Source organism: Rhizobium sp. CB3060 (assembly GCF_025200735.1).
GTDB lineage: Bacteria > Pseudomonadota > Alphaproteobacteria > Rhizobiales > Rhizobiaceae > Rhizobium.
In genome coordinates this window covers 2,633,992-2,647,248 of the sequence record NZ_CP104158.1, presented here as the reverse complement: position 1 = coordinate 2,647,248, position 13,257 = coordinate 2,633,992, and the positions used below count along the sequence as shown (strand labels likewise).

The 13,257-nt window shown below is 59.5% G+C and carries 11 protein-coding genes and 1 other RNA gene; 5 read left to right on the top strand and 7 right to left on the bottom strand.

What is annotated here, in order from left to right:
- Nucleotides 1-28: 28 nt before the first annotated feature.
- Entirely contained in the window at nucleotides 29-949 is a 921-nt protein-coding gene (locus N2601_RS12855) for a PhzF family phenazine biosynthesis protein (RefSeq protein ID WP_104824191.1), read from the bottom strand.
- A gap of 259 nt (nucleotides 950-1,208) precedes the next feature.
- On the opposite strand from N2601_RS12855, the gene N2601_RS12850 reads away from it, so the two are divergent.
- A complete protein-coding gene (locus N2601_RS12850) occupies nucleotides 1,209-1,841 on the top strand; it encodes a CatB-related O-acetyltransferase (RefSeq protein ID WP_104824190.1) in 633 nt (210 codons plus the stop codon).
- Between the two features lie 90 nt (nucleotides 1,842-1,931).
- On the opposite strand, the gene N2601_RS12845 is transcribed toward N2601_RS12850, so the two are convergent.
- The 6 genes from N2601_RS12845 to tkt form a co-directional block, all read right to left on the bottom strand.
- Entirely contained in the window at nucleotides 1,932-2,954 is a 1,023-nt protein-coding gene (locus N2601_RS12845; protein ID WP_104824189.1) for a class I fructose-bisphosphate aldolase, read from the bottom strand.
- A gap of 206 nt (nucleotides 2,955-3,160) precedes the next feature.
- Nucleotides 3,161-4,363, bottom strand: coding sequence for a phosphoglycerate kinase (locus N2601_RS12840; protein ID WP_104824188.1), 1,203 nt, complete (start codon nucleotides 4,361-4,363; stop codon nucleotides 3,161-3,163).
- Between the two features lie 72 nt (nucleotides 4,364-4,435).
- Nucleotides 4,436-6,286 carry a potassium/proton antiporter gene (locus tag N2601_RS12835; protein WP_104824187.1) on the bottom strand — a complete coding sequence of 617 codons (1,851 nt, stop codon included), beginning with the start codon at nucleotides 6,284-6,286 and terminating at the stop codon, nucleotides 4,436-4,438.
- A gap of 330 nt (nucleotides 6,287-6,616) precedes the next feature.
- Nucleotides 6,617-7,201, bottom strand: a complete 585-nt coding sequence (locus N2601_RS12830) for a putative glycolipid-binding domain-containing protein (protein WP_104824186.1) — start codon at nucleotides 7,199-7,201, stop codon at nucleotides 6,617-6,619.
- A 2-nt stretch (nucleotides 7,202-7,203) separates the two neighbouring features.
- Complete coding sequence (gap, locus tag N2601_RS12825; RefSeq protein WP_104824185.1) at nucleotides 7,204-8,214, bottom strand: type I glyceraldehyde-3-phosphate dehydrogenase; 1,011 nt, start codon at nucleotides 8,212-8,214, stop codon at nucleotides 7,204-7,206.
- Nucleotides 8,215-8,274: 60 nt separating this feature from the next.
- Complete coding sequence (gene tkt / locus N2601_RS12820; protein WP_104824184.1) at nucleotides 8,275-10,257, bottom strand: transketolase; 1,983 nt, start codon at nucleotides 10,255-10,257, stop codon at nucleotides 8,275-8,277.
- A gap of 402 nt (nucleotides 10,258-10,659) precedes the next feature.
- On the opposite strand from tkt, the gene N2601_RS12815 reads away from it, so the two are divergent.
- The 4 genes from N2601_RS12815 (at nucleotide 10,660) to N2601_RS12800 (ending at nucleotide 13,246) form a co-directional block, all read left to right on the top strand.
- Nucleotides 10,660-10,935, top strand: coding sequence for a DUF4164 domain-containing protein (locus N2601_RS12815; RefSeq protein WP_104825195.1), 276 nt, complete (start codon nucleotides 10,660-10,662; stop codon nucleotides 10,933-10,935).
- Between the two features lie 49 nt (nucleotides 10,936-10,984).
- A complete protein-coding gene (locus N2601_RS12810; RefSeq protein WP_104824183.1) occupies nucleotides 10,985-11,362 on the top strand; it encodes a cell division protein ZapA in 378 nt (125 codons plus the stop codon).
- Nucleotides 11,363-11,436: 74 nt separating this feature from the next.
- A non-coding RNA gene (gene ssrS / locus N2601_RS12805) (6S RNA) lies at nucleotides 11,437-11,595 on the top strand.
- 88 nt (nucleotides 11,596-11,683) lie between these two features.
- Nucleotides 11,684-13,246 (top strand): DUF6538 domain-containing protein, encoded by a 1,563-nt coding sequence (locus N2601_RS12800; protein WP_260303131.1) that lies wholly within the window; start codon nucleotides 11,684-11,686, stop codon nucleotides 13,244-13,246.
- Nucleotides 13,247-13,257 lie beyond the last annotated feature (11 nt).

The following is a 13,257-nucleotide window of genomic DNA, read 5'->3' as shown; positions in this document are numbered from 1 at the left end:
AGGCCTTCGGAGGATCGTGCGGGGCGCCTTAAAGCAGGATTTCGCCGCGCATGACATGGACGCTGCTACCCGACAGCAAGACTTCGTTTACCGTGCCGGAAGATTTCCGGACTTCGACACCGATGACGCTGCGTCTTCCCATTTCCACGCCCTGCTCGATGGTGATTTTCACCTCCGCATCCTGTGCCGGCAACAGGGAGGTCAGGTAGGCGCCGAGTGCAGCGGAGGCGCTGCCGGTCGCCGGGTCTTCCGTCACGTTGTCCATGGGCGCAAACATGCGCGCGCGGATATGCCACGGGTTTTCGGCCGAGCGCACGTAGAGAAAGAGCGAGAAGCCGGTCTTGTCCAGCTTGTGCCGGGCAGCCGCTTCGACAAAGATCGCCGCATTCGGCCACGCTTTTCCAAGCGTTTCCAGGCTGTCCAGTTCTGCGAAGGCGAAAGGCAGGCCAACGGAGGCGAAGGTCGGGGCGTGCGTTATCGTGCGGATCGATTGCGGACCGACCTGCACGCAGCGGGCAATCAGTTCGGGGGCAATCGTGTCGCCGACCGTCAGCTTTCCCGGCGCACGGATGCTGGCGCCTGTGATGTTACCGCCCTTGCGCAACAGCGTCACCTCAACCAGCCCGGCATCCTCTTCGAAGATCAGCCTGTCGCCCGCGGGCTTTCCGAAGATTTCCTGTTGTTGTCCGAGAACGAAAGCGGTGCCGACATTGGGATGGCCGGCAAAGGGGATTTCGGCCGTTGGCGTGAAGATGCGGACGCGCGCGGTATGATCCGGGTTCTCCGGTGGCAGCACGAAGGTCGTTTCCGAATAGCCGAACTCGGCTGCGATCTTCTGCATGGCGTCGCTGCTCAGGCCGCCGCGGGCATCGGGAATGACGGCCAGCGGATTGCCGACGAAACGTTCCAATGTGAAGACGTCGACAGTGACATAAGCGACGGTGTTCATGGCGGCTCCCAGAGTATTGATCGAACTGCGAGGATTTAGCCGCGGCTCGGGCGAGCCTGAAAGCGGGAACTTGTGCCGGTGACAAGTTCTTCGCCGTGGAGCGGGCCTCAGCCATCATTTACATTATTCATGAAGGCTTTCGAGCGGCGTGATGGATTCCATCGATATGCGGGATTAGCTTCGTCTGTATAAAATCACATAGCTAGGATGAAGCGGGATCTACTTCTGCGAAGTTACCGGCAATTTGAAAAGGTTTTCCATGCCTCTTCTTGACCCTAATGCAGTCCATCCAATTACTTTGCCTGATGGCACCCTCTATCGCGATACTGTCTACCTGAAGAACGTAATTGACCATCCGCGCATGGAAATCGGCGAGTTCAGCTATTATACCCATTCCGGAAGGCCGGAAGATACTGCCCAGATACTGGCGCCCTATCTCGGTGGTAGCGTTCGTGAGCGCCTAGTGATCGGCAAGTTTGTCCAAATTGCTCGGGGAAGCTACTTCATCACCAGTTCGGCTAATCATCCGATGACTGGCTTCACCACCTATCCATTTCGCATCTTTAAGCCTGAGACCTTCGGCTACACCGACCTGCCGGTGAAGGATACCATCGTCGGTCACGATGTCTGGATTGGTCATAACGCGGCCATCATGCCGGGCGTGCAGATTGGGGCGGGCGCGATCGTCGGCGCTGCTTCGGTCGTCGCAAGTCATGTACCGCCTTATGCAGTTGTTGGCGGGAATCCGGCAACTATCATTCGGATGCGCTATCCGAGTGAGGTCATCAACGAACTTCTTGATATAGCCTGGTGGGATTGGCCGATAGACAAAATCGAAGCCAACTTAGCGTCTCTCAGTAGCGGTGATCTCGCTGCCCTCAAAACAGCTTGAGCGTGCTGCAAACTCATCTACCGCACAAAAGCAAAAAGCCCCGACCGCATCGCGATCGGGGCTTTCATCCATTCGAAGCGTCACCTTAGATCAGGCGGCCTTTTCGCTGTCCTTGGTCCAGCTACCCTTGGCGGCGAGGTAGTTCATCTCGGCGCGGTGGGCGAAGGCGCGCTGGCCGGCGGCGACGTTTTCCGCCTTGCCGCCCCATGCCTTCAGCGCGGCGTCCTGCAGGGCGCGGCCGTAGGAGAAGGTAACGTGCCAAGGCAGGTCATAGCCGTTGATGGCGGAGAGATGCGCGGTTGCTTCTTCCGGCGTCTGGCCGCCGGAGAGGAAGGCGATGCCGGGGACGGCGGAGGGAACGGTTTCCTTCAGCACCTTGACGGTGCGTTCGGCGACTTGCTCGACCGATGCCTTGCGCGCCTTCTTGCCGTCGATGACCATGCTCGGCTTGAGGATCATGCCTTCGAGGTTGATGCGGGCTTCTGCGAGCTCCTGGAAAACGATCTGCAGCGTCCAGCGGGTGACTTCCTCGCTGCGGGCGAGATCGTGGGTGCCGGGTTCGCCGTCCATCAAGACTTCCGGCTCGACGATCGGCACGATCTTTGCCTGCTGGCAAAGCGCGGCGTAGCGGGCGAGCGCATGGGCATTGGCCTTGATCGAGCCATGGGTCGGCAGCGTATCGGAAACGGCGATCACGCCACGCCACTTGGCGAAGCGGGCGCCGGCGTCATAATATTTCGCCAGGCGGTCAGCGAGGCCGTCCAGGCCTTCGGTGATGGTTTCGCCCGGGAAGCCGGCCATCGGCTTGGCGCCGGTATCGACCTTGATGCCGGGAATGCTGTCGGCAGCGCGGATGATGTCGACGAAAGGCGTGCCGTCGGCGGCCTTCTGAAAGAGAGTTTCCTCATAGAGGATGACCCCGGAGACGTACTTCTTCATCGCCTCTTCCGAGCGGAAGAGCATTTCGCGATAATCGCGGCGGCTCTCTTCGGTGGAAGCGAGAGCGATCGTGTCGAGACGTTTCTTGATCGTGGCGGTGGATTCGTCAGCCGCCAGCAGGCCCTTGCCACCGGCTACCATCTTTACGGCAATGTCTTCAAGTCGTTCGCTCATTTTCGTTCTCCAAGTCGATTTCAGTCAGCGACGGGGTCATATAGGTCGGCGATAACAGAAGTGTATAAAGAGGGAAATGGGCAGCTAAATTATTGAAACGATTGAAATGATTTCAACCGTTTGAAAGTTCGGACTATCATTTTAGCATCCTGTGGAAAGCTGCGAAAGTCCGGGTCGCAGCTCTCCTTTTTGTGTGAGATGCCGGTCTATTTTTCAGTATGGAGAACGGCGACGCCCGGCAGGACCTTGCCTTCCATCCATTCGAGGAAAGCGCCGCCTGCCGTCGAGACATAGGTGAAATCATCGGCGACGCCGGCATGGTTCAACGCGGAGACGGTATCGCCGCCGCCGGCAACCGAGGTCAGTTTGCCGGCTTTGGTGCATTCAGCGGCATATTTGGCAGCAGCCACGGTGGCGGCGTCGAAAGGCGTGATTTCGAAAGCGCCGAGGGGGCCGTTCCAGACCAGCGTCGTTGCGCGTCCGATCCAGGCCTTGACCGCTTCGACCGATTTCGGGCCGACATCGAGGACCATGGCATCGGCCGGAATGGCTTCGATCGAAACAACTTCATTGTCCGCGCCAGCCTTGAATTCGCGGGCGACAACGCCGTCTTCCGGCAGCACGATGGCGCAGCCCGACGTCGCGGCTTCGATCATGATCTGCTTGGCGGTGTCGGCCAGATCATGCTCGCACAGCGATTTGCCGACATTGGTGCCGCGGGCGGCGAGGAAGGTGTTGGCCATGCCGCCGCCGATCACCAGCGCATCGACCTTCTTCACCAGGTTCATCAGCAGGTCGATCTTGGTCGAGACCTTGGCGCCGCCGACGATGGCAACAACCGGGCGGGCCGGGTTGCCAAGACCTTTTTCCAGCGCTTCCAGCTCGGCCTGCATGGTGCGGCCGGCATAGGCGGGGAGGTGATTGGCAAGGCCCTCGGTCGAGGAATGGGCGCGGTGGGCGGCGGAGAAGGCGTCGTTGACGTAGATATCGCCGTTGGCTGCCAGCGCCTGAGTAAAGGCGGCGTCGTTTTTCTCTTCTTCCTTATGGAAGCGAGTGTTTTCGAGCAGCAGAATATCGCCGTTGTTCATCTTGGCGATGGCGTCGGCTGCCGGTGCGCCGACGCAATCGGAGGCGAAGAGGACGGCGTGATCGAGCACTTCTTCGATCGCGGGAATGATCAAGGAAAGCGACAGATCCGGCGACGGCCCATCCTTCGGGCGGCCGAAGTGGGCAAGCAGGATGACCTTGGCACCCTTCTTGGACAATTCCAGAATCGTCGGCGCCACGCGCTCGATACGGGTCGCGTCGGTGACTTTGCCGTCCTTGACCGGCACATTGAGGTCGACGCGCACGAGCACGCGCTTGCCGGTGATATCGGTGAGATTGTCGAGGGTTTTGAAGGCTGCCATAGGGAGGATCCAATGTTGTTGGTGCCGCGAAGTGCGCCGACCATACTACGGATGATGCGAGACGCAAGGCGGTCAGGCGTCGTTTTTGCCGGTATTTGAATCGGTTGAAACGACCTCTTCGGCGTGCTCGCGACGCTTGCGCAGGAAGCCGCGAATACCGTTCAAAATGTCGTGGAGATTGATGAAAATCGGCAGGATCGCCGGTGGTTCCAACGCTTCCAGCGACATGCCGACCGACTGGATATGGTCGTTTTCGTCGAGATCGCGGACGATCAGGATGATCTCGCCGAGACGGACGCGATCGGCATAATCGGCCTTGCCGCCGAGGCGCTGGCGCATCAGCTCGGCGATCGTCAGGCCTTTTTCCGCATCGCTGAGAAGCCCTGGACCATAGGCGGCGTCGAGATCGGCGGCGGGACGCAGCGGCGAGATCGAAAAGGCGCCGAAGAAATCCGCATCATCCGGATCGACCGGCGCGCGGCTGGCAAACAGGCGGTCGAGAAGGCGTGAATAGCTGGGCGAAATGAAGAGATAGACGAGATCGTGTTCGCGCAGGCGCCCAGCATATTGGTAGCGCATCGACTTGCCGTCCCTGACGACGAGCGATGGCATCGCCCAGCGCGGGATGCGTTCGCCGCGCAGAACCGGGCTATCCTTGACGACGCGATAGGAGAGCAGCTCGTGATTGACTGTGCCCGGCAGATCGACCTCGACTTTGTCGACGGCGCCCATGCGCGGCGGCACGATGAGGCTGAGCCGACGCGCCATCGGCTTGATCGTCCAGCCCTGAACGAGCAACGACACCAGCACGACGATGAAGGCGACATTGAAATAGGTCTGGCTGCTCGGGAGATTGCCAAGGATCGGCATGATGGCGAGCAGGATGGAGACGGCACCGCGCAGGCCCACCCAGGCGACGAAACCCGTTTCGCGCTGCGTGTAGTCGAAAGGCAACAGACAGAGCCAGACGGCAATTGGCCGGGCGATGAAGATCAGGAACAGCGCCAACGCCACGGCGGGGATGGCGATCGCCGGAAATTGCGACGGCGTGGCGAGTAGCCCGAGGACGAGGAACATGATGATTTGCGCCAGCCACGTCATGCCGTCCTGAAAGCGTTTGATGCTGGCCGAGGCGGGCATCTTGCGATTTCCGGCGTAAATGCCTGCCACATAGACGGCGAGAAAGCCGCTGCCACCGACAGCGCCGGTAAAGGAGAAGACGAGCAGGGCGAGCGCCAGCACGAAGATCGGCGTCAGGCCGCGATCGGTCTCCAGATGGCTGACGATCAGCACGATCATCATGCCGCCGAGCAGGCCGAGAATGACGCCCAGGCCCATCTGCTGGATGAAGGTGGCGAGCATAACAAGGTTGAAACCGTGATAGCCGTCGCCGCTCGCAAGCAGCTCGACCAGCGCCAGCGTCAGGAAAATCGCCATCGGATCATTGGTGCCGGATTCGACTTCCAGCGTCGAGCGCACCTTGTCGCGGATGTTGATGCCGCCGATGCGCAGCAGGAAGAAGACAGCAGCCGCATCCGTCGACGCGACGATCGAGCCGAGGAGCAGGCCTTGCAGCCAGGTAAAGCCAAGGAGCCAGGTGGCGGCGAGGCCGAACAGTGCCGCTGTCACGAGAACGCCGATGGACGCAATGGTCAGGGCCGGGGCGGCGGCCAGTTTGAAGGCCTGGATCGGCGTGCCATAGCCGGAATCGAAGAGGATGACGGCGAGGGCGAGCGAGCCGAGGATATAGGCAAGATAGTTATTGCTGAATTCGATGCCGAGCCCGTCCGTGCCGGCCATCAGCCCGATCATCAGAAAAAGCAGCAGCAGCGGTGCGCCGAAACGAAAGGCAAGCAGACTCGAGAAGGCCGCCATCAGAATGAGGACCGTGCACACCAATACGACGACGTAAAATGCCTCCACGCCCTTCTTCCCCTTTCCCGCGCGCTCTTGCCCCGGCCGCAGCCGGGATCCTTCGCAATTCTCCCGCCACTCACTATGCTGCCGCATGCTTAAAATTAGTACATACAAATATTCTTCGGAGAAGGCGCTGGTTCGATGCCCGCTCCGACGATAGCGACTTCATGCTGTGATGCGTTTCGCCAGAACAGCGAAACGGCCCCGGAACGCTTTGGGAGAATTCCTGTCAAAAATTTATTTGTAAATCTGGACCATAGCAGGGCAGGGAGAGGAAAGATTTGAGGCGAATGGGAGGAATAATGCGGACCGCAGGCTGTTGTCCGCGCGGCCGTATTAAACATCCACACGCTTGAAATAGATTGGATAGTCGATCACCAGCCCATCCTCGTCGACGGGCAGGTCTACGGTAAAGGTCCTGTCTTCGGCAGCATAGCGATAGAGTTTCTGCGGCGTGATGCAAGTGTAGCGCTGGCCGTCGCGCAGCGGCACGAAGCTGTCGAATGGAATATAGAGCATGGAAAGCTTTGCCGTTCCAGCGTCCGGCGTCAGCTCAAGCCGGCGGATCGGCAGGCTGTTTGTGAAAGGCGAGCCGGAGAGATCGATATCGATGCAGCCGTCGAATTGCGGCAAGGCAATGCCGTCTTCGGCGCGCCAATGTCCTTTGCCGTCGGAAAGCAAGGCAAGGCGCCGGCCATCGGTGGTATCGATCGAAAAGGAGAGAACGGTCCAGTCGGCTGCGCAATTGATGCGGTAGAAGACGCCGTAGGGCGAGCCGTCGCGGCTGCCGATGATGGTGCCACAGGCGCGAATGGCTGCGCCCGTGGCGGTGTCGATGGGAGCGATCGTCAGATGCTCCAGCCCGTCTCCTTCCAGCGGACGCCAGCGAACTGTCGTCGGAAGGAGAGGGCGGAAGGCCATGATCAGATCAGCTTGGCAAATGCAACGGCCGTATCGGACATGCGGCTGGAGAAGCCCCATTCGTTGTCGTACCAGGACAGGACGCGCACGAAGTTGCCTTCCATGACCTTGGTCTGGTCGGTCGCGAAGATCGACGAGTGGCTGTCATGGTTGAAGTCACGGGAAACCAGCGGCTCGTCGGTGTAGCCGAGGATGCCCTTCAGCTTGCCGTTCGATGCAGCCTTGATGGCTTCGTTGATTTCGCCGACCGTCGTTGCCTTCTTGGACACGAACTTGAAGTCGACAACCGAGACGTTCGGGGTCGGAACGCGGATCGACGTGCCGTCGAGCTTGCCCTTCAGGTGCGGCAGAACGAGACCAACAGCCTTTGCGGCGCCCGTCGAGGTCGGGATCATGGACAGGGCTGCGGCACGGGCGCGGTACAGGTCCTTGTGCATGGTGTCGAGCGTCGGCTGGTCACCGGTGTAGGAGTGGATGGTCGTCATGAAGCCGTGGTCGATGCCGACGGCGTCGTCGAGAACCTTCACGACCGGCACCAGGCAGTTCGTGGTGCAGGAAGCGTTGGAGATGACCATGTGCTCCTTGGTGAGCTGGTCGTGGTTGACGCCGAAAACGACGGTCAGGTCGGCACCGTCGGCAGGAGCCGAAACGATAACGCGCTTGGCACCGGCCGTCAGGTGAGCGGCGGCCTTGTCGCGGGCAGTGAAGATGCCCGTGCATTCCATGGCGATGTCGACGCCAAGGTCCTTGTGCGGCAGCGTTGCCGGATCCTTGATCGCCGTGACCTTGATCGGTTTGCCGCCGCCAACGATGATCGTGTCGCCTTCGACCTTCACTTCGGCAGGGAACTTGCCGTGGATGGAATCGTAACGCAGCAGGTGGGCATTGGTCTCGACCGGGCCGAGGTCGTTGATAGCAACAACTTCGATGTCGGTGCGGCCGGATTCGACGATCGCGCGCAGAACGTTACGGCCGATGCGGCCGAAACCGTTGATGGCAACTTTTACAGTCATGTGTTCACTCCCGTTCACTCAGGGTATTTCTATTGAAATGGAGAGCGCCTTTCGACGCCCTCAGGAAAGCTTTGCCTCAGCGGCAGCGACAACCGCCTCGGCGGTAATGCCGAAATGCTTATAAACGTCCTTGTAAGGTGCGGAAGCACCAAAGCTCTTCATGCCGATGAAGGCGCCTTCCGGACCGATGAATGCGTCCCAGCCTTCGCGAACGGCGGCTTCGACGGCGATCTTGACCGGCGAATTGCCGAGCACTTCCGTGCGGTAGGCTTCCGGCTGCTCGAAGAAGAGCTCCGTGCAGGGTACGGAAACGACGCGGGTGGAAATACCCTTGCCTTCCAGCGCCGCGCGGGCGGCGACGGCGATTTCGACTTCGGAACCCGAAGCGAAGATCGTCACCTTGGCGTCGGCATTGCCGGCGAGCGTGTAGGCGCCCTGCTCGCAGAGGTTCTTCTCGCTGTATTCGGTACGTGCAGCGAGCAGGTTCTGGCGGGTCAGCGCGAGGCCGGACGGACGATTGTGCGTCTTGACCGCGATCTGCCAGCATTCCGCCGTTTCGGTGGCATCAGCCGGACGGAACAACAGGAAATTTGGAATGGCCCGCAGGCCGGCGATCTGTTCGACCGGCTGGTGCGTCGGGCCGTCTTCGCCGACGCCGATCGAGTCATGCGTCAGAACGTGGATGGCGCGGATGCCCATCAGCGCAGCGAGACGGAGCGGCGGACGGCAATAGTCCGAGAAGATCAGGAAGCCGCCGGAATAGGGGATCAGGCCGCCATGCAGCGAAATGCCGTTCATGGCAGAGGCCATGCCGTGCTCGCGGATGCCCCAGTGGACGTACCGGCCGGAGAAATCGGTCGGGGTGATCGACTTCATCTGGCTGGTCTTGGTGTTGTTCGACGGCGTCAGGTCCGCGGAACCGCCCAGTGTTTCCGGCAGGAAGCCATTGATGACTTCGAGCGCATCTTCCGATGCCTTGCGGGTTGCGAGCGTCGGCTTGGTTTCAGCGAGCTTCTTCTTGTATTCGCTGATGGCGGCATCGAAGCCAGCCGGCAGCTCGCCGGCAAAGCGGCGATTGAATTCGGCCTTCTTGCCGGCTTCCGCAACAGCGACGCGGCCTTCCCAGGCTTCGCGGGTGCTGACGGAGCGCTCGCCGGCGGCGCGCCATTCGGTAAGAATGTCGTCCGGAATGACGAAAGCTTCGTAGGGCCAGTTCAACGCAACGCGCGTCGCTGCAATTTCCTCGGCGCCGAGCGGCGAGCCGTGAACCTTGTGGGTGCCCTGCTTGTTCGGAGCGCCGAAGCCGATAATCGTCTTGCAGGCGATCAGCGTCGGGCGGTCGGATTGGTGCGCGGCTTCGATGGCAGCGCCGATGGCGGCCTGGTCGTGGCCGTCTACTTCGATCGTGTTCCAGTGAACGGCCTTGAAGCGGGCAACCTGGTCGGTCGAATCCGACAGCGAAACGGCGCCGTCGATGGTGATCGAGTTGTTGTCCCAGAAGAGGATGAGCTTGTTCAGCTTCAGGTGGCCGGCCAGCGCGATCGCTTCATGGCTGATGCCTTCCATGAGGCAGCCGTCGCCGCACATGACATAGGTATAGTGATCCATCAGCTCGGCGCCGAATTCTTCACGCAGCTTGCGTTCGGCGATCGCCATGCCGACCGAATTGGCAATACCCTGGCCGAGCGGGCCGGTGGTGGTTTCGATGCCGGTGGCGTGACCATATTCCGGATGGCCGGCAGTCTTGGAGCCGAGCTGACGGAATTGCTTGAGGTCCTCGACCCCCATGTCAGGGTAGCCGGTCAAGTACAGCAGCGAATAGAGCAGCATGGAGCCATGGCCAGCCGAGAGCACGAAGCGGTCACGGTTCGGCCAATGCGGATGCTTCGGGTCGAAGCGTAGATATTTGCCAAAGAGAACGGTGGCGACATCCGCCATCCCCATCGGCAAACCGGGGTGACCGGAATTGGCCTTCTCGACAGCATCCATGGCAAGGAAACGGATCGCATTCGCCATCCGGTCGTGTTGTTCGCGAGAGATCATGGTTTTTCCGCAGGGTTCCGGGTTCGGGGGATGGCCACACGCTTGGGAGGCTGGGCCACCGGTTGAAAGGCGGCCGAAACGGAGGAGTACCTTACAAACTCCGTTTTCACTGCTGCCTCAGGCGGCTGAGACATAGCAGTTGGGGCGAGCAAGTCAATAAATCCGCGGGGCGATCAGGGGGTGGTGCGGCAATTTTTCGACATTTGCCCGCCGACTTATACAAAAGACGACAAGGGTAAGACAAAGGCCGCTTAAGCCATAAAGGCGGCCTTCATCCACAGATTAGGTCCCCTGCCGTATGGCGGCCTTTATTGACGTTCAGTTGCCGAGTTGAATATTGTTGGGAAATCAGTCGAGTGGCCGGATATTTTGATTCGGGCCTTGCGCGGGGAATCGAAAGGCATGACGCCCTCAGGCAAAACGGTGGATGTGGCGCTCGCTCAGTTGCGCCAGGCGCTTTCGACTTTGGAGAGCGCCGTCGATGTGCGGTTCGAACGTGAACGCGCGCAAAGCGATGTCGAAGGCGAGGTTCGCCGGGTGCATGCGGATCGTTCGCGGCTCGCCCAGGAACTCGACCAGGCGGAGTTCCGAGCGAACCGGCTTGAAGAGGTCAATCGCGAAGTGTCGCGCCGGCTTGTGACGGCGATGGAAACCATAAGAGCCGTGCTCGACCGCTGATCCCTCGGGACGCAGCCGTCGCGATCAGCGGCAATGATCGGAAAGTCTCATGGCGCAGGTAACGGTAACGATCGATGGCAAGGCCTATCGCATGGCCTGCGAAGAGGGGCAGGAAGAGCATCTGACGGATCTCGCCACCCGCTTCGACCGCTATGTCATGCATCTGAAGAGCCAGTTCGGCGAAATCGGCGATCTGCGCGTCACCGTCATGGCCGGCATCATGATCATGGACGAGGTGGCGGAGCTGACACGTCGCGTTTCGGGGCTGGAGGCCGAGCTCGAAAACTTGCGCAACAACCGTGACACCGTGCTTGCGGCCAATGCCCGCAGCGAAGAGACGCTCGCAACCGTCATCGACGAAGTGACGACGCGCATTCGCGGCATCACCGAGAAGCTGACGGTTCGCCCAGGCGCCGAGCCGAACTGAGGCGTTCTTTTATTTCTCGGGACTGCACCGTAGCACCCTCTGGTGCAAGGCGAGAATTCTCTTTATATAGGACTTGCGGTCTGCGCTTCCCGACAGGAACCACAATCCCTGGGGCCATACTCGATCCAAAGGGAGCTGTCCCTGACCAGGCTCGTGGGCCTGGACACACGGCGCCCACCTACGTTTGTAGGCGCCCAGGATCGTAAACATCCATCGGTCGTCGTGGATCGCTCTTTATCTCATTGATTTTCAACACTTTCGGCTCTCGACTGAAACTTTGACACCGACTTTGACACCGGTGTGAAAATCGAGTTGCCGACTATGGCTGACCGCTATCGACTTTATCGTCATCCCAACGGTGTCTATTATCACCGGGTCAAAGTTCCTGCCGACATACGATCTTTCTACGGCAAGCAAATAGAGCAACGATCACTGAGAACGCGCGACTTGCGTGCGGCACTTCGGCTGCTGTCTGCTGTGATCGTTGAGGTGGACCACGCGTTCGCTTTGATAAGGGCTAAGCATTTCAATCAACTGGTTGATGCGACTTCCGGACGGCGACAAAATCCAACGATCCCTGTTAGTTCAGAAATGATGCGACGGGCACGCGATGAGTTCAGCAATCTTCTTCAATCGAGGGAAGACGATGAAAGGGCGCTCGCTCTGGAAGCGTTTGGTTCAGGGGGCGCTCAACGGGAGGAAATCATCGACGCTCTCTTTGTCGAGCATCGGCGTCGACTTGAACATCGCCTTGTGTCTATTGAGCGCGCTTATGCTGTCCGCGACCTATCGCGCTGGCAACGCGATTGCGATCATTTCGAGCTTGCAGATGCCGATCCGATTGCCGCGATACGCATGTTGTATGATTGCGAGCGGATCATGATCACCGCTTGGCTACGAGAGTTCAGCGGTCCTTGTTCAGGCATGTCGCTGCGCCAATCGTCATCAGACGCGCAGAGTTCGAAAGCTCCTAAGGCGACGTCGATGGAAACAGAGCTGCCATTGCTCTCAGTGATCGCACCCGAATGCTTTGAATCGCTTGCGAAATCCAAAGGGTGGAGCGCGAAAACTCAGTCGGCACGCGCGAACCAGATTAAGCAGGTCATTGCTATCTGTGGTGACAAGCCACTCAATCAATACGTTCAGTCAGACATCAGGTTGCTAAAGTCCACATTATTTGCGCTGCCTCCTCAGGCCCATGGTCGGTCCGCGTTAAAGGGGCTCTCCAAACTAGAGGTTGCTGCTCGTGCGAAAATTGACGGCGCGTCCAAGGGCCTGTCGGTCGAAAGCGTACGTCAGGTGATGACGGCGATAAACTTGGTGTTCGGGTGGGCCCGCGCTGAATGCGATATAAACCTGAAAAACATCGTCCAGCCGATGATACCAAAACTCGGGAGCACGGGCGACCGGCGTGATAAGAGGCACGGTTTCAGCATCCCCGAACTACAGAAGCTGTTTCACAGCCCGGTTTTCACCGGGGTCAAGAGTGCGCGGGAATGGTTCGTGAAAGGGAATGTGCCCATGCAGGCTACAGGACGTTTCTGGGTGCCCCTCCTATCGTTGTATGCAGGGACCAGATTGATGGAAACCGTACAGCTCCTTCACGATGATGTTCGGTTAGAGGATGGGATTTGGTTTCTGGATGTTAATGCTGACGACGCGGAGGGCGGCTTTGCAGGGAAGACCCTCAAGACGATGTTTGCCGCCCGTAAAATCCCCGTCCATTCGAAATTGCTTGAGCTCGGATTTGTTGAGTTTGTTCAGTCGGTGAAGCCTGGACACCGATTGTTTCCTGATATTGAGATCGGACCGGCTAGCCAACGCCACCGCCATGCCTCTAAGTTGTTCAACAAACTGCTCTCAAAGGGTATCCATCCGAGGTAGGCCGCAGGGAT

What these genes read in the sequence shown, in the direction of transcription:
- N2601_RS12855 (WP_104824191.1), bottom strand. Translation starts at nt 949, where the DNA reads ATGAACACCGTCGCTTATGTCACTGTCGACGTCTTCACATTGGAACGT.
- N2601_RS12850 (WP_104824190.1), top strand. Translation starts at nt 1,209, where the DNA reads ATGCCTCTTCTTGACCCTAATGCAGTCCATCCAATTACTTTGCCTGAT.
- N2601_RS12845 (WP_104824189.1), bottom strand. Translation starts at nt 2,954, where the DNA reads ATGAGCGAACGACTTGAAGACATTGCCGTAAAGATGGTAGCCGGTGGC.
- N2601_RS12840 (WP_104824188.1), bottom strand. Translation starts at nt 4,363, where the DNA reads ATGGCAGCCTTCAAAACCCTCGACAATCTCACCGATATCACCGGCAAG.
- N2601_RS12830 (WP_104824186.1), bottom strand. Translation starts at nt 7,201, where the DNA reads ATGGCCTTCCGCCCTCTCCTTCCGACGACAGTTCGCTGGCGTCCGCTG.
- gap (WP_104824185.1), bottom strand. Translation starts at nt 8,214, where the DNA reads ATGACTGTAAAAGTTGCCATCAACGGTTTCGGCCGCATCGGCCGTAAC.
- tkt (WP_104824184.1), bottom strand. Translation starts at nt 10,257, where the DNA reads ATGATCTCTCGCGAACAACACGACCGGATGGCGAATGCGATCCGTTTC.
- N2601_RS12815 (WP_104825195.1), top strand. Translation starts at nt 10,660, where the DNA reads ATGACGCCCTCAGGCAAAACGGTGGATGTGGCGCTCGCTCAGTTGCGC.
- N2601_RS12810 (WP_104824183.1), top strand. Translation starts at nt 10,985, where the DNA reads ATGGCGCAGGTAACGGTAACGATCGATGGCAAGGCCTATCGCATGGCC.
- N2601_RS12800 (WP_260303131.1), top strand. Translation starts at nt 11,684, where the DNA reads ATGGCTGACCGCTATCGACTTTATCGTCATCCCAACGGTGTCTATTAT.